The 23,738-nt window shown below is 43.1% G+C and carries 14 protein-coding genes; 3 read left to right on the top strand and 11 right to left on the bottom strand.

Going from position 1 to position 23,738, the window contains the following annotated elements:
* Positions 1-5: 5 nt before the first annotated feature.
* The 6 genes from A3K86_RS03145 to pyrD form a co-directional block, all read right to left on the bottom strand.
* Positions 6-2,057, bottom strand: coding sequence for a DUF3466 family protein (locus A3K86_RS03145; RefSeq protein ID WP_068327554.1), 2,052 nt, complete (start codon positions 2,055-2,057; stop codon positions 6-8).
* Positions 2,057-3,985 (bottom strand): ATP-binding cassette ATPase Uup, encoded by a 1,929-nt coding sequence (uup, locus tag A3K86_RS03150; RefSeq protein ID WP_068327557.1) that lies wholly within the window; start codon positions 3,983-3,985, stop codon positions 2,057-2,059. The genes A3K86_RS03145 and uup overlap by 1 nt, the downstream gene beginning before the upstream one ends.
* Positions 3,972-4,223 (bottom strand): glutaredoxin family protein, encoded by a 252-nt coding sequence (locus A3K86_RS03155; RefSeq protein WP_084406489.1) that lies wholly within the window; start codon positions 4,221-4,223, stop codon positions 3,972-3,974. Before A3K86_RS03155 ends, uup begins: the two co-directional genes overlap by 14 nt.
* Positions 4,224-6,365, bottom strand: a complete 2,142-nt coding sequence (rlmKL, locus tag A3K86_RS03160) for a bifunctional 23S rRNA (guanine(2069)-N(7))-methyltransferase RlmK/23S rRNA (guanine(2445)-N(2))-methyltransferase RlmL (protein WP_068327564.1) — start codon at positions 6,363-6,365, stop codon at positions 4,224-4,226.
* 1,561 nt (positions 6,366-7,926) lie between these two features.
* Complete coding sequence (locus A3K86_RS03165) at positions 7,927-8,466, bottom strand: cell division protein ZapC (protein WP_068327566.1); 540 nt, start codon at positions 8,464-8,466, stop codon at positions 7,927-7,929.
* Between the two features lie 183 nt (positions 8,467-8,649).
* On the bottom strand, positions 8,650-9,660 hold the full coding sequence (gene pyrD / locus A3K86_RS03170) for a quinone-dependent dihydroorotate dehydrogenase (protein ID WP_068327570.1): 1,011 nt from the start codon (positions 9,658-9,660) through the stop codon (positions 8,650-8,652).
* Between the two features lie 410 nt (positions 9,661-10,070).
* Between pyrD and A3K86_RS03175 the strand changes: the two genes are divergently transcribed.
* Entirely contained in the window at positions 10,071-11,078 is a 1,008-nt protein-coding gene (locus tag A3K86_RS03175; RefSeq protein ID WP_084406490.1) for a GGDEF domain-containing protein, read from the top strand.
* A gap of 130 nt (positions 11,079-11,208) precedes the next feature.
* Here the strand turns inward: A3K86_RS03175 and A3K86_RS03180 are convergent, their stop codons facing one another.
* From A3K86_RS03180 to pepN, 3 genes are all read right to left on the bottom strand, one after another.
* Complete coding sequence (locus A3K86_RS03180) at positions 11,209-16,038, bottom strand: NAD-glutamate dehydrogenase (RefSeq protein ID WP_068327573.1); 4,830 nt, start codon at positions 16,036-16,038, stop codon at positions 11,209-11,211.
* 417 nt (positions 16,039-16,455) lie between these two features.
* A complete protein-coding gene (locus A3K86_RS03185; protein WP_068327576.1) occupies positions 16,456-16,674 on the bottom strand; it encodes a DUF2835 domain-containing protein in 219 nt (72 codons plus the stop codon).
* A gap of 107 nt (positions 16,675-16,781) precedes the next feature.
* Positions 16,782-19,391 carry an aminopeptidase N gene (gene pepN, locus A3K86_RS03190; protein ID WP_068327580.1) on the bottom strand — a complete coding sequence of 870 codons (2,610 nt, stop codon included), beginning with the start codon at positions 19,389-19,391 and terminating at the stop codon, positions 16,782-16,784.
* A 321-nt stretch (positions 19,392-19,712) separates the two neighbouring features.
* Between pepN and pncB the strand changes: the two genes are divergently transcribed.
* Entirely contained in the window at positions 19,713-20,906 is a 1,194-nt protein-coding gene (gene pncB, locus A3K86_RS03195) for a nicotinate phosphoribosyltransferase (protein ID WP_068327583.1), read from the top strand.
* 102 nt (positions 20,907-21,008) lie between these two features.
* Here the strand turns inward: pncB and A3K86_RS03200 are convergent, their stop codons facing one another.
* Both A3K86_RS03200 and A3K86_RS03205 read right to left on the bottom strand, forming a co-directional pair.
* Entirely contained in the window at positions 21,009-22,364 is a 1,356-nt protein-coding gene (locus A3K86_RS03200; protein WP_232321898.1) for a MipA/OmpV family protein, read from the bottom strand.
* Positions 22,365-22,758: 394 nt separating this feature from the next.
* On the bottom strand, positions 22,759-23,070 hold the full coding sequence (locus A3K86_RS03205; RefSeq protein WP_068327590.1) for a DUF496 family protein: 312 nt from the start codon (positions 23,068-23,070) through the stop codon (positions 22,759-22,761).
* Between the two features lie 423 nt (positions 23,071-23,493).
* Here A3K86_RS03205 and cspE point away from each other — a divergent pair, with 423 nt between their 5' ends.
* On the top strand, positions 23,494-23,703 hold the full coding sequence (cspE, locus tag A3K86_RS03210; protein ID WP_068327593.1) for a transcription antiterminator/RNA stability regulator CspE: 210 nt from the start codon (positions 23,494-23,496) through the stop codon (positions 23,701-23,703).
* Positions 23,704-23,738 lie beyond the last annotated feature (35 nt).

Here is a 23,738-nt window from a genome sequence, read left to right on the forward strand (position 1 = left end):
AAATTTTACTTACGGCGACGGAAACCAATCCAACCAAGTAGTGTCAGAGCAAGCATACCTAGCGATGAACCATTACGTTTGATTTGTGTTTCTTCCGCTGGACGCGCGCTAATTTGACCGTCTTTGATAGGTACTAGCTTAACCGCAACAACACGTTCAACGTTCTTAGCGCCATTCTGACAGGTTGCACCTTGAGAAAGGTTATCGTAACCGCCCTCACAGTAAATCGCTGTCGCAGAGATTACGCCTGCATCGTTAATGTCACCCGCTTCGGCAATACGGTAACTATTCGCAACTTTATTACCTTTAGTAACACCATCATTGGTTAGATCATCAAGGAACCAAGCGCCACCAGCATTCAGTGGTGAGTTAGCGATCTGCGAACCGGCATTATATAGGAAGCCACGTTGACGACGCTGACGACCATCTACTTGGTTAGCAGTTTCAGCATCTAGCTTACCAACAACCATATCTTTGTTATTGATCGCCGCAGCATAGCCGTTTGAACCATCAAAGAAGATGCCGTTAATTGAGTTATCTAGGTACTTAAACGAACTATTGTTGTTATCATAAATGAACATACGCTCTGCATAAGCACGTGACTCAGCACGATCTAGCTTAGCGACACCAATAACTTTGTTATTAGTATTGATATCTGTCGCCATGGTGTATGTAAACTGACGTTTATCACCATCTTTGATAGTTGGACCAATAAACTTAGGCGTCCATTGGTCGTCCTTAACATCGGCTAAATTTAACGTAGATTTTGGCGTGTAAATCGTTGCACGCTGCGCATAGTAATCGTTAGAAACACGTTCCGTTGAATAACCAACAATGATCGGTTTACTATCTACGACAGCAATTGAACGTGCTGACGCTTGGTAAGAACGACGTTTCTCATCTGGATCTTGAGCTGGTAACGTATTACCGTCATTACTTGTGTTCTTACGCTCAGCAATACGAATCGCTTTTGATTTACCATCCGCAGGATTCACAGTCCATAAATAAGCATCGTTTGAGAACATGGTGAACTGACATTCCCATGTATTAAACAAACCATTTAAGTCACTGCTCGCTTGCGATGGACAATTCTTCAGCTTATCTGTACTTAAGCCGACATCTGTGCCACCGATATGTAGGTTATTACTGCTAGGTAGCTTACGGCTATCGTCTAGGTAGCTTTCAGTAAATGATGCACTACCCACCACCAGTAAGTTTGAATTACTTGGGTTTTTCACAGCCCCCCACGCAGTAGATGTTCCCATCGCCGTCGCTAGCTTAGTCGCACTCTCTGGCGGTAATAACTGTGCGCTATTCGTACCATCGATATCTTGAACAAAACCACGCTTGGTAAATGGACGAGCAAATCGACCATCTTTTGCAAAGTAAGCTGCGCTTGTTACACCGTAAACAACATCGGTAGAACCATCTGTCACAATACCATTAGGTACCGAGTTCATTGAGTTTTCTTTCAATGTACCAAGGTTACTAACATTGTCGTAATTTCCAGAAGTTTCAGCAAACGTCTTAACTGGCGCACCGTCTTTCAATAAGAATGAATTACGAGTGTAGCCATTACGGAATGCTTGTTGCTCACGAAGCAAACCACCGAAACCTGACTCATCGCGCACATCTTCTGTGTTATAACCCGTACCGTAGTAACGGCTTTCCGCCCAAGTTAGGCAGGTATTAAAGCCAAGGTTATTTTTACAGTAAGACTCCAGCGTACTTACATCATTAATTTCTTGCAGAATATCTGAAATGTAAGCCACTTCATCACGATATTCTAAACCTGAAGCACCAAAACGGCTCTCACCAACTAGCGTATAGGCATCACCGTTGCCGCAAGAACCGTCGAAACAGTTTTCTGAGGCAGAAGGCTTGATCGCTTGACCATAGTATTCTGTACGCTGGTTAGTCGTCTTTCCGTAGTAATCAATAGCATCAACACTACCGTCAGCTTCTACTTCAACAATCTTATACACAGCAGCATGCGCACTGGTTACACCGGCAATTAAGATCGCGAGTGTCGATAGCTTTAACAATTTTTGTTGCATTAGGATTCCTTCTGCATTGCTTCTAGCTCTTCCCAACGTTCAAATGCAGTTTCAAGCTCTTGTTCGGCTTCAGCTAAGCGCGAAAGTACGGCTTGAGTGTCATTTTTCACATCTTGGAAGAACGCAGGATCATTAACTTGTTCCTGAATCTGAGCAATTTCGTTTTCCAAATCTTCAAGTTTCTGCGGCAGGTCATCTAGCTCTTTCTGAAGCTTAAAGGATAGCTTCTTAGTCGAGCGCTGACGAGATTGTGCCTGACGCTGTTTGTTCTCTTCTCGTTTTTTCGCGGCTTCAATTTCAGCAGCTTGCGCTTTTGCTCGGTTAGCCGCGGAGTTAGCACGTTGCTCTTGAGCATCATGATAACCACCAACGTATTCATTTACCTCACCTTCGCCTTCAAAAATCCAGCTAGTTGTGACGGTGTTATCAACAAATTGACGATCGTGGCTGACTAAAAGCAAAGTGCCTTGATAATTGGCAAGAATTTCTTCCAAAAGTTCCAATGTTTCGATATCTAAATCGTTAGTTGGTTCATCGAGAACCAATAAATTATTAGGCTTAAGGAACAATTTTGCGAGAAGAAGGCGGTTTTTCTCACCACCTGACAGTGCTTTAACCGGAGTACGAGCACGACGAGGATGGAAAAGGAAGTCTTGAAGGTAACCTAACGCATGACGAGTTTGACCATTTACAGTGACTTCCTGACGACCTTCTGCCAAGTTATCAAGCACTGTTTTTTCTGGATCTAATACTTCACGGTATTGGTCAAAATAAGCCACTTCAAGCTTGGTACCACAATGGAAGTGGCCTTCAGTCGCTTCTAGCGAGCCAAGAAGTACTTTTAATAAGGTACTCTTACCACAGCCGTTTGGACCAATCAGTGCGATACGATCGCCACGCATAACGTTAAAGCTGAAGTCTTTGATTATTGGCTTATCGTCGTAGGCGTAACTAATATTTCGTGCTTCAAACACAATCTTGCCCGAACGACTCGCTTCTTGCAGGTTCATTTCTGCTTTACCCTGCACTTCACGACGTTCGCTACGTTCACGACGTAGTTGTTTAAGTGCACGAACACGGCCTTCGTTACGAGTACGACGCGCTTTGATTCCTTGACGGATCCAAGTTTCTTCTTGCGCTAACTTTTTATCAAATTCGGCGTTTTGCTCTGCTTCGACACGAAGCATCTCTTCTTTACTTTCAAGGTATTTTTCGTAATCACCAGGGAAAGAAGCAAGCTGACCACGATCAAGGTCTACAATACGCGTCGACATAGAGCGAATGAATGCGCGGTCGTGCGAGATGAAGACAATCGAACCACGGAATTCTTTTAAGAAGCCCTCTAGCCACTCAATGGTTGATACATCTAAGTGGTTTGTCGGTTCGTCTAATAGCAGAACATCAGGGTCACAAACCAAAGCGCGAGCTAAAGCCGCTTTACGTTGCCAACCACCCGACAAATCAGTTAATAACGTGCTTGGTGGAAGCTGCAAATGCTCAAGTACTTGAGTGATTTTGGTATCGAACTGCCATGCATCAGCATGATCAATTTTCTCTTGAGCGCGAGCAAGCTTATTAAAATTAGACTCTTCTGGCTCTACAGCAATCAAATCAAGCAAGCGGTGGTATTCACGTAAAACCTGACCGATCTCAGCCAAACCTTCAGCTACATAATCAAATACCGTACCTTCAGCATTACGCGGTGGATCTTGCTCTAAACGAGAGACTTTCAGCTCACTCATGCGCTGAATACTGCCGTCATCTAACAGTACGTCCCCTGCTAGAATTTTCATCAAAGTAGATTTACCAGCACCATTACGACCCACTAAACACACGCGTTCGTTTGGTTGAAGAATAAATTCAGCATGATCCAATAACGGATGATCGCCATACGCCAGCTGGGCGTTACTTATTTTAATTAATGCCATTGCGAGTTAACCATGAGGTAAGTTGTGCCGCATCGAACGGCCAACCAAGTTCAGAAACAGAATGATCGGAATGCGAGATAGATAGCACCGGAATAGTGACGCCGTAACGAGCAAACAAGTCATCATCGAATGCAATATCAACAACTTGTACCTTTTGCTCTACTCCAACCTCAACGAGCAGGCTCATGGCCTGCTCGCAAAGATGGCATCCTTCCGTACTATAAAGTGTGATTAACACTTAGTCTTCCTTGTGAGTAATAACCCAACAGTTATGGATTTGTTTATTACGCGCAAAGTCCATTGGCAGCGTTTTACTTGAAATGTTCTTCGCATTTAGCGCTAGTTTCTCCAGCTGCTCGAAGTCCATCTTAAAGTGGCGTTTATTGTTAGAGAAAACAATCTCACCGCCAGGACGAAGCATACGCTTCAAATTCTCAAGTAGCATGATGTGATCACGCTGTACGTCAAAGCTTTGCTTCATACGCTTAGAGTTTGAGAACGTAGGTGGATCGATAAAGATAAGATCAAAGGTATCGTCCACTTCTTGTAGCCACTGCAAGCAATCCGCTTGAATGAATTGGTGCTGATTACCAACTTGGTTATTCAGCTCCATGTTCTCTTGAGCCCAAGTCAGGTAAGTGTTCGACATATCAACCGTAGTCGTTGATTTCGCGCCACCAACGGCAGCATGAACACTTGCAGAGCCAGTGTAAGCAAACAAGTTAAGGAAATCTTTACCTTGTGCCATCTCACCAAGCTTACGACGAGTAACACGGTGATCAAGGAACAAGCCAGTATCAAGGTAGTCGTACAAGTTCACCTTAAGCTGAACACCGTACTCTTGAACGCTCATATGACGCTCTGCACTTGATAGCTTCTGGTATTGGCTCTTACCCTTCTGACGCTCACGTACTTTCAAGATAACTTTGTTGTTATCAACGCCAGTTACTTGAATCGTTGCACGCAAGATATCCATAATACGACGACGTGCTGTTTCTTCCGGTACAGACTTAGGTGCCGCGTACTCTTGGATCACCAAGTAATCTTGGTAACGGTCGATTGCCGCATTATAGTTAGGCAAGTCAGCGTCGTAGATACGGTAACAATCGATACCTTCACGTTTCGCCCACTTGTCTAGCTTGGTCATGTTCTTCTTCAGACGGTTAGCAAAGTCAGGTGCTACTTGAACATCTTCAAGTTTACCTTCTGTTTCGCCATCTTCAGCTTGCTTCACGCCACCAGCGGTGATCAGGTAATTCTTCATTACACAATCAAGAGCACCGTTACGAAGCTTAAATTGCTTGTCGGCACGCATGCGCATACAACTTAGCAGCTCGTTTGAACCTGAGTAAATCGCAGCAGTTGAACCAGCAAATGCCAGTTTCAAACGGTTACCGAACTCGGTGTATAGCGAAATAAGCTCTGGTGTTGTACCAAGACGCTCACCGTAAGGAGGGTTACACAGTACAATACCCGTCTCGTAGCCATCAGGACGCGTCAATTGCGCTGCATCACCGTATTCAAAGTCAATTAGGCTAGAAACCCCTGCTCGACCTGCGTTATCACGAGCGATAGCCAATACGCGACGGTCCATTTCACGACCGAAAAATGACGTTGTCACTTTTGCAGGGCCACGACGTGCTTTAACTTTGGCTTCAGCAAGCAAGGTTTGCCATGCTTCGTTATCAAAGTCTTTGATTGACTCAAAGCCCCAACGCTTACGTTTAAGACCTGGTGCAATCTCTGCCGCTATCATCGCCGCTTCAATCAGCAAAGTACCAGAACCACACATAGGATCGAGTAAAGCTGTTTCTGGTGTCCAACCAGACTTGATAACTAGAGCAGCAGCATGCGTTTCACGCAACGGTGCACGACCTGATTCCGAGCGGTAACCACGCTGGTGTAAACCACTACCCGCCATATCCAAGCCAAGAATCGCCTTCTCACCCGATAAACGAGTGTGAATACGAAGGTCTGGGCGCTCACGGTCGATGTTAGGGCGACGAAGATCCGCTTTAGTGAAGCGGTCAACAATCGCATCTTTCACTTTCATCGCACCGTATTGGCTGTTACGGATTTCACGGTTAGTACCGTTAAAGTCAACCACGATACGCGTATCGTTAGTGAAATAGTCAGGCCAATTGATGGCAGCCGCACCTAGGTACAAATCTAAATCGGTACGTACATTAAATTCACTCAGGATCTGAATGATACGAGAAGAAATTCGTGTCCATAGACAGCAGCGGTAAGCCGTTTCTTGATCAGCCTTAAAACGTACGCCTGCATGTACGACTTTAACGTCCTGCGCACCAAGTTGATTAAGTTCTTCGGCAAGGAGGTTCTCAAGACCTCGTGATGTGATAGCTAGATATTGATTCATGGAGTTCTTTTCACACTTATGTTGCCGGGAATTATAACCGAAAACAGTGAAAATACCTCGCGATTGCACGTCTGGTTCTGATATTTAATTAAAAAATATCCAGTTTTCCCTTCAAGCTTGCTCATGCACAGCTAACAAACACAAACATCGGCCAAAATCATCAGGCTATCGCGAACAAAACATGTATTGACGTGTAGTAGCCTTCCCCCGTAATTAAACGATTATTTCTATCCCTATTGCCAACAGGCAGACGCAGTAGATACATAACCTCATCTTGTCCTATCAAGGTCAAGAAGAGCTCAACAGTAAAAACGCCTTACAGAAAGAAACAAACCATTAAAACGACACACCACACCTTAGCTCTACAAAGTGAAGCGCATAAACAAAGCATCACCACAAAATCAATTGTTCACCTGCGTAAACAAACCTCAGCATTGGCATGGCTCTCATGGAGTGTAAGTATTCACATAGCAAAATCAATTATTGTTTCCCCACAAAAACACTCACACCAAACCATTGTTTTAAAAGAGAATAAAAACAAGTAAGATATAAGGAAAACGTAATACCGTTGGATTAACTAGCTAGAACACATACCTTTATTGGTAAGTGCTCACTGTGCTTGTATCACTCTTTCCTAGTTGGAATTAAGCATTCTTTCCTGTTGGGAAAGCACCGTTAAGTTAAAATAAAGGCGGATGTAATTAAAGTACACAAAGCAGGAAAAAGAGGAATTGTAGATAGATATAATCAATTTTTACATTCATTTAAATGCTCTTTTTTTGCTTATTTGGACAGAAAAGAGGCACAAAAAAGTACAAAAAAATCGTTAATTTTCGGATGCAAATCACTTTAGGTGGGTAATTTTTACCCAGCTGCAAGGTTGTTTTTTCATCAATCTTAAAGGCTTTGGTTATATAAGAAGTGATTACTGCCCTATTTAGGCATAGTAAAAGCGTACAACCAGGTAGCAAAATCACACTAGATAATGTGTTTACTTCACTCAACTACAAGCTATTTCCGTTAGCAGTTTTAAAACTTAAATATTCAAGTTCTATTTGTTACATGGTCACGACTTGGCTACTTTTAACCTTTTTGATGTACCGACGCCGTTATATAGGTATTTATTTTGAAGCGCAGTGAAGATCATGGATAGGCAGTAGTGAGCAAACGCAATGTTTAGCCGTTCTTTCAACACCTATCGTATTCTTGGCGAGAGTCAGACTAGTTAGCTTGAAAGCGTTTAGATTACGTATAGAGTCGAATAGAGGTGATATGGAAGCGATGACGAACTAGGATTTTAAATCCCGCTCAGACTGTCGTTCTGCTTTTGAGGAGTAAGTTCAGAGGATGCAGTAAGGTTGTGGCCTATCAGGGAGTTATGGCGCGACGAGAAAATGATGAACCTAAACAGCATTAGTGGTGTTTAATAGCCATATAAAATAGCAATGTGATTGCGTAATGTACGCCCCACCCCGCATTTTATATCAAAAGCGTTATAAGCTCATGTAAATAAACTTAATTTTTAAGTGTTGCGCTTGGAAGATAACCTAGACACTAACTGTTAGCCAACAAGCGCTAGGCCTTGGTGTAACTCTTCTACGAACGGTGGGATACGGTCGTTCATTACTTTGATGGTGTCGCAGTACTTCATCTCTTTAGTGCTATTTAGCGCTAAGGTATCAAGCTCAGCCATCATACATAGACTTGCACTGCCGCTATTCTCAATCACAATGAACTTACTAGTGCCAGTTTCTGTTTCTAAGGTAACAACTTCGCCAAGTTCTGGCTCATAACCATGAGATTGTGTTTTGAAGAACCAGCTTTTTGGCATCATTGGTTTGTGGAAGCGGCTAGCAGCAACAGCATTAAGCGCGAGTTCCGCTTTTCTTGCGCGAGGAAGGTCAAGATTATCGATGCGATCTTTGAAGGTTTGGTAAATGCTTGCGTCATCAACAGTAAAAGTGTTGTCTTCAAGTGCACAAGTCACTAGCAACTTAGCCGGAATTGCCACGCGAAAAACCATCTCATTTCCCAGATCTAGCATCAGAGAATTATGTTGTTGGTCGAAATACCACTTCCATGAGTTATTAGGTTTTAACACGGGATGCTCCAGCTTTTAGTTCTTTATACTGTTTATCCAACGACTTACAGAAAACTTTAGGATAATTTTACGTTCGTAAGGACAAAAAAAAAGGGGAAATAAATTCCCCTTCTATTCTTCAGTACACTGTAATTTTGACAATCTTATCGCTAAGTTAGCGTTAAATTGCTTTTAGAGCTGAGCTTAAAGCGCAGTAACAATGTCTTTTACTAATTTTGGACCGTGGTAAATGAAGCCTGAGTAAAGCTGAACAAGTTCAGCACCAGCTTGCATTTTTTCTCGTGCTGCCATTGCCGAATCGATACCACCTACCCCAATAATTGGTAGTTTGCCATCAAGTTCTTCAGCTAAACGACGAATCACCTCTGTACTGCGATTTTGTAGCGGACGACCACTCAGGCCACCAGCTTCATCACAATGCGGTAAACCTTGAATAAGTGAACGATCCAAAGTCGTATTTGTACCAATCACACCATCGATGTCATTTTTGATCAGTGACTGCGCAATCTGCACAATTTCTTGATCTTCGAGATCCGGCGCGATCTTCAATGTAAGAGGGACATACTTGCCATGCTTCTCTGCTAGCTCTTTTTGTTTCTCTTTCAATTGAGCTAATAAATCATCAAGTGCTTCACCATACTGCAGAGTACGAAGTCCCGGTGTATTCGGTGAGGAAATGTTTACTGTGATGTAACCAGCGTACGGATAAACTTTATCCATACAAATCAGGTAATCTTCAGCACCCTTTTCAATCGGCGTATCTTTGTTTTTACCGATATTGATACCGATAACACCGTCGTAGTTTGATTTCTTTACGTTCTCAACAAGGTTATCAACACCTAAGTTGTTAAAACCAAAGCGGTTAATGATACCTTCCGCTGGAATTACGCGGAAAAGACGAGGCTTATCATTACCTGGTTGTGGACGTGGAGTAACTGTACCTACTTCAACAAAACCAAAACCCATCGCGCCAAATGCATCAATACATTCGCCGTTTTTATCTAGGCCTGCAGCCAGACCAACAGGGTTTTTGAATTTAATGCCCATGACTTCGACAGGATGATCAGGAACATGTTGACGATAGAAAAGATCGAGAGGAGTGCCGGTGAAGCGAGAGAAGTTTTGAATAGCAAGATCATGTGCTTTTTCAGCATCTAGCTGGAAAATAGCAGATCGTGCGAGGCGGTATAACATTGTACCTCCTAATATAAGCCCCGTATAAACGGGATGACATTATTCACATTTTCTTCGCCAACATCAACGATAATTTTAATAAATTCGTACCTAAAAACAGATAGTTAGAATTAACCTTATTATTTACAATGAGTTAGTACACCTACATCTCCATGAAATTTATTTTTGAAAGCAATCGTTTAGCTTGATCGTTACAAGTCCAATGTTTTGTAGTTGATTTAAAATAAGAAAATCCCCTCTCCGGTTAAGAGATCCACCCGCTTTACTGTCAGTTATATACGCTTTAGCAATACTTGCTGACCAAATCCTTTGAATTCTGACTTTATTACAGGTACGGTTACGCTTATATCAAGCAGTACATAGCTTGTAATTGCTGTTTTGGCCAACCAATATTCTTATAAGGCCGTTGTATGATGATTTCCAAACTTCGCTACATTCACGACGAAGAAGCACTTTTCGATACCCAGCGTCACCACCAAGTGCTCAAATTTGTTATGGGCGTGACCATACTCACCTTTATTCCCCTCGGTATAAAAAACCTCGTTATTGGTAAAACCTTACTCGGCTTAGTACTGCTTATTTTTGAAGCCGCGTTAATCATTGAAGCTTACTTCTTTATTCATACTCACCGTAGCTTAACGCAAAACGCACTACCGCTTGGGTTACTCATTCTTGCAATGATGTTGAGTATCTACGAACTTGGTATGTTAGTAAGTTATTGGCTCTACCCAATTGTTGTCACCATCGTTTTTATTGTTCCTCTTCGCCACGCGTTAATTACTAATACACTGCTGATTATTGGCTGTGGCTTAACCTGTTTTTTCCATGTCGATTGGCCCGTTGCACTTCGTTTTATTGCCGCCTTGATTGCCTGCTCTGCGATATCTCATTTTGCAGTTAAAGCCATCACCCTGTTACAACAAGAACTAAAGTATCTTTCTAGTCGCGATGCATTAACAGGCGCCCTAAACCGCAACCAACTTGACGCATTTCTTAACCGTGCAATTACGCGAACTAAACGTGACACTCCTTGTTGTATCGCGTTAATTGATATTGATAAATTCAAGCAAGTCAATGATTTATATGGTCATGACACGGGTGATGAAGTGATCCGCCAAGTAGTGGAAACCCTAAACTTAAATACGCGTAAGTTGGATCTTCTGTTTCGATTAGGCGGTGATGAATTTTTACTATTACTCGAAAATACAGAGATTAATGAAGCTAATCTAGTGATGGAAAAGCTTTGTCAGCACATACGTGCTAATCATTACCCGTACCATGCTAACGTAACGCTTTCTGCAGGTGTCGCCCAAGCCTATCAAAACGATGAGACAGCGAAATGGGTAAAACGCGCTGATATTGCCCTATACCACGCCAAAGAAAATGGTCGTGATCAGGTGTGTTGCAGTTCAGATTAAACGCCGAAACGTGACATTGTCACCCGCCGTCATTTGTATAACATCTTGTAGCAACATACTGTTATATAAAGAAAAAGCCAACACCGCATGGTGTTGGCTTTTCGTTATGAGTCTAACTTTAACTCTCGTATTAGTTACTTGGACGGCAATTTAAGTTAAGTAACATAAGTTCACGAAGTGCTACTGAGAATTTAGCAAATTCATGGACAGTACCTACCTTGAACTCAGCTAAAACACTCTCCCAACGCTGAATGGCTTTCTCATGTTCAATCATCCACGCATCGATCCCCTGCTCTGGCGAAGCACCTTCAGCCATACTGGTGATCACTGCGGACGTTAACTGACGTTGCTGCCAATCTAAGTCTTCACGGAAAGAAGCACGAGCAAGCGCTTGCCAGTGGTTATCAACCGATTGATTATTTACTTGCTGTAGGAACCAGTGCAGAGATAGCTCAGCCCCAACAACAAAGTAAACTTGCGCAATTTGGTCGATATCTTTATCAAGCTCTTTGGCAATTTGTGCAATATCCATTGCCGAGTACAAGCTACTTAGACGAGAAATGTTATGCGCGAGTGCTTCAGGCACACCTTTCTCAATCAAGCTTGCTGCTTGGTCAGTGTGTTCTTTCACCTCTTCCGTTACAAGGTAACGTTCAAGATTCTGGTTCAATGAGTTCACAACTGGTTGGTAGAAGGTAATTTGCTGCTCGATACCTAACTTACGGTCGCGATTACGTAAGATCCAACGCGTTGTACGGCGAAGCATACGACGACAGCGGTAAAGCATATCGTATTGCACTTCAGCTGGGATCTTATTATCCAGCTCACGGATTTGATCGAAGAACTGATCAAAACCATACACACTACGACCGACAGCATATGCCGATGAAACTTCAGTCACCGTCGCCCCAGTCTCCTCTTGAAGACGCGTTACGAAGTTGCAACCCATTTCGTTCGACATTTGATTCGCAAGTGAAGTCGCAATCAGCTCTTTACGCAGTGGATGATTTTCCATCTGCGCACGGTACTTCTCTTTTAGCTGTTGCGGGAAGTATGCAGGTAATAAGCGAGCATGGTACGGATCATCTGCAATTTCGTCAGACACTAACTGCTCTTTTAGTACCATCTTGCCGTAAGCAACCAATACCGCCAGCTCTGGACGTGTCAGACCCATGCCTGATTTCTCACGCTCAGCCAGAGTTTCATCGTCTGGTAGGTATTCAAGCGCACGATCCAACTTGCCTTCACGCTCTAGGTGATGAATAAAGCGGATTTGCTCTTTCAAGAGTTGAACTTGCTGCTGCTGAGTAACAGAAATCGATTCACTCTGACAATAAGCATCATCAAGTACAATCTCACCGACTTCGTCTTCCATGCTCTCTAGCAATTCATTACGTTGTTTGTAAGTCAGATCACCACCAGCAACCAAGCTGTTAAGCAGGATCTTAATGTTCACTTCGTTATCTGAACAGTCAACACCACCTACGTTATCAACAAAGTCAGTATTAACCAGACCGCCACGTTTCGCGAACTCAACACGGCCTAGCTGGGTCATCCCCAAGTTACCGCCTTCACCAACAACTTTAGCGCGAAGCTCGTTACCATTGATGCGTAGCGCATCATTAGCACGGTCACCAACATCAGTGTGAGTCTCGGTTTCAGCTTTCACATAAGTACCGATACCGCCATTCCATAGAAGATCCACTTCCATCTGTAGAATCAAGCGAATAAGCTCGGTTGGTGTGAGGTTTTGCTTACGAGTGCCAATCAATTTCTGGATCTGAGGGGTCAGTTTGATCGACTTACTACGACGAGAGAACACGCCACCGCCTTCAGAGATCAAACTTTGATCGTAATCTTCCCAGCTAGATCGTGGCAGATTAAATAAACGATCGCGCTCTTTCCATGATTCCGCTGAATCTGGGTTTGGATCAATGAAGATGTGCATGTGGTTAAATGCCGCCACCAAACGAGTGTGTTTCGATAGCAACATACCATTACCAAACACGTCACCCGCCATGTCACCGATACCCACACAGGTGAAATCAGTTTCTTGGCAATCAACACCTAACTCGCGGAAGTGACGTTTAACAGATTCCCAACCACCTTTAGCTGTGATACCCATTTTCTTGTGGTCGTAACCATTCGAACCACCAGAGGCAAATGCATCACCTAGCCAGAAGTTGTAATCCTCAGACACTGAGTTAGCAAGATCCGAGAAGGTCGCGGTCCCTTTATCGGCTGCAACAACTAGGTACGGATCATCTTCATCGTGACGTACGACATTCGCTGGTGGAATGAGATCACCATCAATAATGTTATCAGTCACATCCAGTAGCGCTCGAATAAAGCGTTTGTAGCAGCGTTGCCCTTCCGCCCAAATCTCTTCACGCGTCGTAAGTTGTGGCTGACGTTTACAAACAAAACCACCTTTCGCACCAACAGGTACGATTACGGTGTTCTTCACTTGTTGTGCTTTAACAAGGCCTAAGATCTCTGTACGGAAATCTTCTTGACGATCAGACCAACGTAAGCCACCACGGGCAACTTTACCGCCACGAAGGTGAACACCTTCAATATCCGGTGCATAGACGAAAATCTCGAAGAATGGCACTGGCTGCGGGATTTCAGGAATATCTGATGGACGCAGTTTCAATGACAACCAAGGTTTGTTTTTACCCTGCTCATCCACTTGATAGTAGTTAGTACGTTGTGTTGCGAGGATCATTTCCATGTAACGACGAATAATACGGTCGTCATCTAGGCTTTCAACACGATCCAACTTGGCATTCAATTTGTCGATCAACGTTTGTTGCGCTTTCTCTGAATACTTCTTGGTTGGATCAAAACGCAGCTCAAACAAACCAACGAGATCACGTGCAAGATCATTATGGCTAGAGAGCGTTTCTTCAATGTAGTGCTGACTGAATGGGAAACCTACTTGGCGCATGTAGCGGGCAAAACTACGTAAAATAGTAATTTCACGCCCTGTTAAACCTGCGCATAGTACTAAGCGGTTAAAGCCATCGTTTTCTAATGTGCCATGCCAAATTTGTGAGAAAGCATCTTGGAAACGATCACGAGCTTCACGAAGATCAATACCTGTGCATGCATTGTGCAACATTGCAAAATCAAGGATCCAGAAAACCGTGCCTTTGCTGGTGGTGATCTGATAAGGCGATTCACCAATCACACGCAAACCAAGGTTTTCCAACATTGGCATCACATCAGAAAGATGAATAGGCTCATCGCGGTGGAAGAGTTTCAGTTTCACATAGCGTGAGTCTGTGGCTTCTTCTTGCGGACGATAGAACAGCATGCCCAACTTGTGTTCTTCACTTAAGCTTTCAAGTTGTTCGATATCTGCCACTGCAGAGCCCGGCAACATCTCTTCTTTATAAGAGCGCGGGAATGCACGTGCATAGTTTTTCGCTAGTGCAGTACCACGACTTTCACCAAAGTTAGCAACTAGTGCATTGCTAATACGATCTTCCCAAGAAGCGGCGGCTTCTACTAGATTATGCTCGATGGCTTTCACATCAACATCGAAGTTATTGTTTTCTACCCTCACGATATAATGCGTCCTCGCTAATGGGCTTTCTGAGAAGAAAGTGGTGAATTCAACGTGCTGCGCTGAACCAAAATACTCTTTTAAGATTGATTGCGTTTTACGGCGCAATTCTGTGTTGTAACGCTCTTTCGCTACGTACACCATACAAGAGAAGAAGCGACCGAATGGATCACGGCGAACAAACAAACGCAGCAAGTCACGATCTTGCATTTGCACCACGCCACAACCTACATCCAGCATTTCTTTTTCAGTTGCTTGGAATAGCTCGTCACGAGGGTATGTTTCAAGCAGGTTATTCAACGCTTTCCATGAATGCGAACCTTCTGAGTAACCAGAAGCTTCTAAAATACGTGACATCTTATTGCGGATAAGCGGAATGTTCATCGCGGTTTGGTGGTAAGCGGTCGAAGCATAAAGACCAATAAAGCGATGCTCACCAATCACGCTGCCGTCTTCAGCAAAACGTTTGATCCCTATGTAGTCAATATAAGCTGGGCGGTGGATCTTAGACTGACCATTACTCTTCGTTAGGATCAAGATCTCAGGTTTACGCGCTTCAAAGCGAGCTGATTCTGGTAAATCAGACAGCATCAAACAGCGCATTTTTTCAGGTTTACTCAACAAACCTAAACCTGTTTCTTCAGTTGGACATAACTGATAATCACCTTCTACTGGCTTCAAATCGTAATTTTTGTAGCCCATAAAGGTGAAATTATGGCGAGTTACCCAGTCCAGCAACTCAAGCGCTTCTGCACGATGCGTTTCGTCAACTGGTAGCGATGCCGCTTTTAGCTCTTTCGCAATCTCTTGCATCTTTTCTTGCATCGACTGCCAATCGTCAACCACCAAGTTGATATCAGCCAACACACTTTCAAGTTCGTGTTTCAGCATATCCATCTCTTTTTTCTCAGTGAGACGGTCAACTTCGATGTGGAATAACGTTTGGTAATCACCTTCATCACCACAAGCTTCAATGATTGCGCCGCTTTCATTTCGCTTGAAGTAATAAGGACCATTAAGCATTAAGTGACTAGTTATATTAAGTCGATTTAGTGTCATACGCACTGAGTCGACCAAAAACGGAGAATCTGGCACCACGATTTCGACTACGGTATGGGTCGACTGCCAACCGTATCGGCTAAGTGTCGGATTATAAACACGAACAGAAGTTTGCTTTGGATCGTTCTTAAGCAGGTGATGCCATAAACTTAATACAGCACCATATAGGTCGGATTCATTTCGTTGTAATAGATCATCGTCTGCTAGCTGGCCTAGTAACCGCTGGGCAAACACTTCAACTAATGACTGCTGGGGAATTTCAATTTTGTCTTGGATTAAGCCATACACTTTTTCAAGCAATACCGGCACGATAGGGTCAGGTGCGGTCATCGTGATGCTCCATCATTTATGTTTTTATAAATCTAGTATAAACGCGTAATGCGTGGAGCCATTGTAGTGTGTTTTGTTGCTATTTGGTTACGTTAATTACTCTAGAAATCAAACAAAAAATCGAATATGTGACTAAGGTAAAGATTTAGTAACGCTCATATACTGTATCCATATCCACTAGTCGCACAATCCGCCTTTTTACTGGGTTAATTGGTCTAACCAATTCTTTCGATTATGAATTTTTCTAATGGCTAGCGCCGATTTTTCTCAGTATAAATAAAAGATAATTCGATTATCATTTGGAGTTTTGTGCTGTCAAAGCCCTTACTATGAACATGGTTGTTAATAACAAGTTACTTAGTAACACCCATTTATTCAATTGACCCTAGCCTGAATCAACAAGCCTTCATAAGGCACTTAGCCTATCTGATAAATCTGCTCAATTTTATTCTGCGCATTCACATCAACACGAAACCGCCCTTTTACACCCAGTTGGCTTAAGAACGGACGAAAGCGTGATGCGGGTAATTGCAATCTAATGCCATTATCGGTCACAACCACAACAGTACTGGCAGCACCCGAATAATGATTAAGAAAGGCTTGATAGCTAATGTTGACTGAAAAGGTATAAAACATGTTATCTACAGTGAATAAGTTTCAAGACAAAAAATGCCAGCCATAAAGGCTGGCATCATATTTACGTAAACTATGCTATTGAACTTAGTCAGTTAACACAAGCGTGTTTATTGACCCAATGCCTTTTGCACTTTCTCGAACAAGTCTTTCGCCAAGTTTTCAAGCGCAGCCAGTTTTTCTAGCTCTGCACGCATCAATGTTTGACGAGCTTCATCATACTGACGGTACTTCAAGAATGGTTCAATCAGACGCGATGCCACTTGTGGGTTTGAACTATTCAGCGCGGTTAAGATCTCGGTTAAGAACGCATAGCCAGAACCATCTTTAGCGTGGAAGCGAACTGGGTTGTTACCGCAGAAGTTCGCCACTAGGTTACGTGTACGGTTCGGGTTCTTAAGATCAAACGCCGGGTGATTCATGGTTTCGCGTACTACTGCCAAGGCATTTTCAGCAGGGTTAGCACCTTGAAGTGCAAACCATTTATCCATTACCAAACCATCGTGCGTCCATTTATCGCTGAAGTCTTTCATTTGCGCTTCGCGACAGGCTAGCTCTGAACTGTTCGCAGCAGCCATTGCTGCCATCGTGTCTGTCATATTATCAGACGCTTGGTATTGCGCCTCAACCAGTGCATTACCCTGCTCAGTACATGCTAGGTAAGACAAACAACGGTTACGAAGAGCACGTTTCGCCATCGCTTCATGTTCAATGGTGTAGCTTGGTTGTGCTAGAGAATGGTAGATAGCAGTTAACTCATCTTCCATTTCTGCTGCCAAGATCGCTTTGATATCACCAACCACTTTGTTGATTGCATCAACATCAACTTGCTTGTACCAACCTGCGATTTCATTTTCGCTTGGCAACGTTAGCATTTCAGCGATAAATGCAGGATCTAAATCTTCTGCCAATAGCGCACCACGGAATGCATCAACAACACTAGCAGGGAATTCAACGGCTTTGCCTTGCTGAACATTTGTGACATTGTCACGGATGTATTTAGCCAGTAGCATTTGGCCTGCATCCCAACGAGCAAACTCGTTACGAGCGTGAACCATCAAGAACACTAACTCTTCATCACTGTAATCGTACTCAAGTACCACAGGAGCCGAGAACTCACGTAGCAGTGAAATCACAGGTTTGCTTGCGACATTATCGAATACAAACACCTGCTCTTCTTCAGTCACATCAAGTACATGATGCACAGCCTCACCGTTACGTTGTAACTCAATTACATTGCCTTGTTCATCATATAGTTCGATATCAAGCGGAATATGTAATGCTTGCTTCTCTTCTTGCTCGGCTGTTGGTGCTGTACGTTGCTTAACAGTTACGTGGTAACGCTTCTGTTCTGCGTCATAATCTGTAGTTACTGATACAACTGGTGTTCCCGCTTGGCTGTACCAACGACGGAAACGAGTTAGATCAATACCTGATGCATCTTCCATTGCTTGAACAAAGTCATCACAGGTTGCTGCTGTACCGTCATGACGCTCAAAGTACAACTTCATACCTGCTTGGAAATTTTGCTCACCAAGTAAAGTATGCATCATGCGGATCACTTCACTACCCTTTTCGTAAACCGTTAGGGTGTAGAAGTTATTCATCTCGATAACTTTATCAGGGCGGATTGGGTGAGACATTGGACCGCGATCTTCTGCAAACTGAGGACCACGCACCACACGTACATTATTAATACGGTTGACGGCGCGAGAGCCAAGATCAGATGAGAATTCCTGATCACGGAATACCGTTAAACCTTCTTTTAGACTGAGTTGGAACCAGTCACGACAAGTAACACGGTTACCCGTCCAGTTATGGAAGTATTCGTGACCAATTACTGCTTCGATACCTTGGTAGTCGGTATCTGTTGCTGTTTTCGAGTTCGCTAACACGAACTTAGAGTTAAAGATGTTAAGACCTTTGTTCTCCATTGCGCCCATGTTGAAGAAATCAACCGCCACAATCATGTAGATATCAAGATCGTACTCAAGGCCGAAACGCTCTTCATCCCACTTCATTGAGTTTTTCAATGACGTCATTGCGTAATCAGCGCGGTCAAGGTTGCCCTTATCAACGAAGATTTCCAGCTCTACGTCACGACCGGTGCAAGTAGTGAATTTGTCACGAAGTACATCGAAGTCACCCGCTACAAGCGCAAACAAATAGCTTGGTTTTGGGAATGGGTCTTGCCATTGTACCCAGTGGCGGCCATTTTCTAGCTCGCCTTCTGCAATACGGTTACCGTTGCTCAGTAAGTATGGGTAGCTAGCTTTATCAGCTGTTACTTTAGTTGTGAAGCGCGCCAATACGTCTGGGCGATCTAGGTAGTAAGTGATACGACGGAAGCCCTCAGCTTCACACTGAGTACAGAAGCCACCACCCGACTTGTATAGACCTTCTAGTAGTGTGTTTGCTTCAGGGTTAATTTCCGTTTCAATTGTCAGCTCAAATTCGGCTGGGAGTTTGGTAAGCGATAAACCTGTTGCGGTCTCTTCATAGTCGCTCCAACTTTCACCATTCACTTCTACGCGAATTAGCGTTAGCGCATCACCATCTAATTGTAGCGCGGCATCCTGCTCGGCTAATCGCTTCACTTTGCTCACAGCAACCACACGTGTGGCTGTATCTTGTAAGTCAAAATCTAACGCGATATCAGTAATGGTGTATTCTGGCGCTTTGTAGTCGGCGCGGTATTTCGCTTTAGGTTGTTCCGCCATTATTTGTTCCTTTTATTACGCTAATTTCACCACAGCAGGATGCTCTGGTAAGATAACTTTTTGGTACATTGCCTATTACATCAGAGGCATAACTCGTTATTTATATCGCCCTGAGCGCTAAAAACAAGAATTGTTTACAACTATACGTACCGAAAGCGTATATTTCTGTGTATCGTCTATCAATAGTCGAACATTTAATCAGCTAGCTAGCGAATTCCTTGTTGTTTGGGCAATTTCAGCGTATGGTACGCTCCCTAATTTTGCTGTGTTTCGCAGCAAAATAATGTAATTTTTCAGATGGCGTAAAACACAGCTTTAGATATGAATCATACTGGAACACCTAGAGTGATCGACTCGTTGCTCGATACAGATGCATATAAATTGCACATGCACCAAGCAATTTTTCACCAATACCCTGATACAGAGGTTGTTGCTGAATTTCACTGCCGCAGCAAAGAGGACTTGCGCCCTTACTGCGAGGCGATTTCAGCTCAAGTTCGCCAGTTTGATTCTCTGTCGTTCAGCCAAGAAGAAATCAACTACCTATCAACTATCGGTTTCTTTAAAGCTGATTACTTGGCGTTCTTGGAATCATTCAAGTTAAACAGCCAACAGGTTGAAATTGATGCGTCTGGCGATCAGCTAAGTATCAAGATTACAGGCAAATGGCTGGATGTAATCTTCTGGGAAGTGCCATTACTGGCGATCATTTGTGAAATCCGCTGTGCGCATCTTTACCCAGACGCCGTTGCAGATGATGCAATTGAGCAGCTTAAAGCTAAAATCTCACGTTTCTACGACAAAGCTCAAGGTACTGACCTTAGCGACTTTGCCTTAGTTGACTTTGGTACTCGTCGCCGCTTCTCAAAGGCAGTTCAGCATAAAGTAGTTGATTATTTAGCGGAAAATTTCCCTTACTTCCAAGGGACCTCAAACTATCACCTTGCTCGCACTCGCGGTTTAACTCCTGTGGGTACGCAAGCGCATGAGTGGTTCCAAGCCCACCAGCAACTTACTGGTGAACTGGCTGACTCTCAGCAGCTCGCGCTTAATCGCTGGCTTCAAGAGTACCCTGATAGCCTAGGTATCGCCCTCACCGACTGCATCAACATGGATGCTTTCCTACGCGATTTTGACCTACGTTTGTCTAACCGCTTTGTCGGCTTGCGTCATGACAGTGGTGACCCTATCGAATGGGGCGAAAAAGCCATTGCTCACTATGAGTCACTAGGCATTGATACCATGACTAAATCACTGGTGTTCTCCGATAGCCTGACTTTGGATAAAGCATTGACGATCTACAAACACTTCCAAGGTCGTATTAATGTCAGCTTTGGTATTGGTACTCAGCTAAGCTGTGATTTGCCCAATGTTGATACCTTAAATGTCGTGTTAAAGCTCACTGAGTGTGAAGGTCGCCCTGTGGCTAAGATCTCTGACGAACCAGGCAAGAGTATGTGTCGTGACGAAGCGTATTTATCGCAGCTTCGCCAAGCATTCGATATTGCGCAGTAATCTCTGCTTCTCCTCTTACGCTTTTCCCTGTAAGCGAACATAAAAAATCCGAGCCTAATTAGCTCGGATTTATTGTTTTAGCTGTTAACTCGGGAAGTTAGCTTAAAAGTCAAACTGCAAGTAAACCGTATTGTAGTTACTGCCGCCTTTGATTCGACCAAACTGCGAAGCAGATTCAAAGATCGCTGAACGGTGGTGCATACTGTAACCCAACCATACATTGTCCAGTTTTGGTACATTCACCAAATCACCGATATTCACATCTAACGACAAATCAATGTAGTTAAGTAACTTACTTGGCTCGTAACCCTTACGCTCCATTTCAGAACCTTCGATGTACGTGATGCTATTCACGTAAGACAAACCTTCCGCAACACCAAAACGCCACTTCACAGGCCAATTAACGGTGTAATAGGCTTTAATCGCCATCACAAGCTCAGTTGAGAAGTCCTGCACCTCTGACTGCCAGTGCGTTACCAAACCCGGTGTTAAATAAATATCTAATGGAATACCAAATAACTCATCCGTTAATGGGTGACCATAAAATACTGATGATAACTGGTTGTTATATTTATCTTTAACAGTATTTCCCGTTAAGATCTCTCCCATATCAGACGGTGTCGCCCAACCATGTGCCACTCTTAAATAGGGTTTAGTATCAATTGAAGAACGGCGTGGCTTCGATGCGTCATTAAAGAAACCAAAGCCTGCATAGAACTCAGTATGCCAATCATCATTCACTGTTTGTGACTGTCGAACCGCTTTATCAAAACGGGTGACATACGCACCACCGAGTAAGTAAAAGTTTGATGCAACATGATAACGAACTTTGCTACCCACTTTGATATCAGTTCCGCTTTCAAGCTTTTCACGATTGATACCATAGTAGTGGCTGTTGTAATCATCCGTTTTATTGATCAAAGTTGCTGATGGATGCAAATACCAATCACCGAGCTCATACTTTGCACCAACTTGCAGGTTTGCTTGCATATGCGCTTCAGGGTCAGTCACGACCTCAGCAAAGCCATACACGTTTTCATCCCACTGATACCTAAACTGCAAACCTCCCATGCCAGTATCACCACCGATTTGGTTTTGATATGCCGCAGGAATATCAATAAAGTGCATGCGAAGCACTGCGCCAACTGAAAATTGATCTTTTGTATAAAGACGATACCCAGTCTCGGTGCCATTGATATAGAAGTTATCCCCTTTGTAAAACATCATAGGGACAAAAGTCGCTACTGATGAATCATCGACGCCGGCTCCTTGAGAATATGGAATACTGGCTTGTCTAATAACAGCGGCAATCCCCCAATTTTTCTCTGCTTCACGATGTTCACGCAACGATTCAACACTGGAGGTTTGCTCACCTAGTGTTGGTTGCTCAGTTTGTGCATATGAAGCGCTAGATAGCACTGCTGTTGCTGACAGTGCAAGGCCAAGCCAATGTTTCAAGAAATGTTCCTCTGAAGGTAGTACTGACATTTAGCAAGAGATTTACCTGCTATAAGATTATCAATCATTATATAGCAGCAGTATGCTTTGATAAGGCGTCTAAGTGTCTTGCTTTTATTACAAAAGAGCTAAGATAAATCTGATATTTATCCTAGCTCTCATATCCTGTGATGCGGATTCTAGCAGATAAAAACGAGACGAATATCAAAAATATGTCATCAATACGTATTCAGCGACGAAAAACGTCATTAGCCATTTGATAATTCGACTAAATATTTATTCTTAATAACGGTTAAATTTTCATCTTGTCTGTTACTAAGCACAAAAAAAAGCCTGATATTTCTATCAGGCTTATGATGACTGTTACTACGTTATAAATAACGTACTTTCGTCATTATTCTTTGTGAGCAGCAATCTCTGCGCGTTTCAGTTCTTTAACTGCTTTGCTCACTTCACGACGTTCTTTAGAAAGCTCAGCACTGATGATGATGTGATCATCAACGCGGTCTTCATAATCGCCTTTCATGTTCTCAACGATTTCAACAATTTCGTCATGGCTCATACCAGGACGAATGTATTCCATTAGGTTCTCTAGTAACTCAACACGCTTACGGTTGTCGCGGATCTTACGATCGTTGTCTAGGATTTCGCGTTTAAGCTTGTTTTTACGGCGAGCTTGACGAACGAGTTCGATGATATTGTTCATTATGTGTCCTTAATATGAATCTACTAAACCCTTGCTGCCAATGGTTATATCAGAAACTAGCCAGTAAGCTCAAGCAAGCGGCAACTTAATGCTTTATATTTCACCAACCTAGTTGATAGCATACTCAACTGTCGCCATATTTTAATTTTGGTTCATGACAAACTGTTTTCACTTCAAAGATCCTTGAATTTAATAAGAAATGATGTGAAATCATCCACATTTTAACGCCCAAAATATTTGCTTTTTGCTCTATTCTGCCTAGTCTTTTCATGACTAGTAATTTTTACGATTATGGCACTAACTAACTGCAACACTTCTTTGATACATCGCTCTGGTATGTTGTCTGAAGGAATCAGGTCTTAGTCATCATGGTTGTGATAGTAATTATTAGCATTTTGTTGAAGTAAGGAATCAGGAGACAACATGTCTAAAGCAACAGGTACCGTTAAGTGGTTTAACGAAGAGAAAGGTTTTGGTTTTATCACTCAGGATAACGGCGGTGCTGACGTATTCGTTCATTTCCGTGCTATCACTGGCGACGGATTCAAAACGCTAGCTGAAGGTCAAAAAGTAGCGTACGAAACAGAGCAAGGTCCAAAAGGTCTACAAGCTGCAAACGTTGAAAAAGTATAATTAATACTGTTCAACCAATACAAAGGGCTGCCTTA

Source organism: Photobacterium jeanii (assembly GCF_001650345.1).
GTDB classification, from domain to species: Bacteria; Pseudomonadota; Gammaproteobacteria; order Enterobacterales; family Vibrionaceae; genus Photobacterium; species Photobacterium jeanii.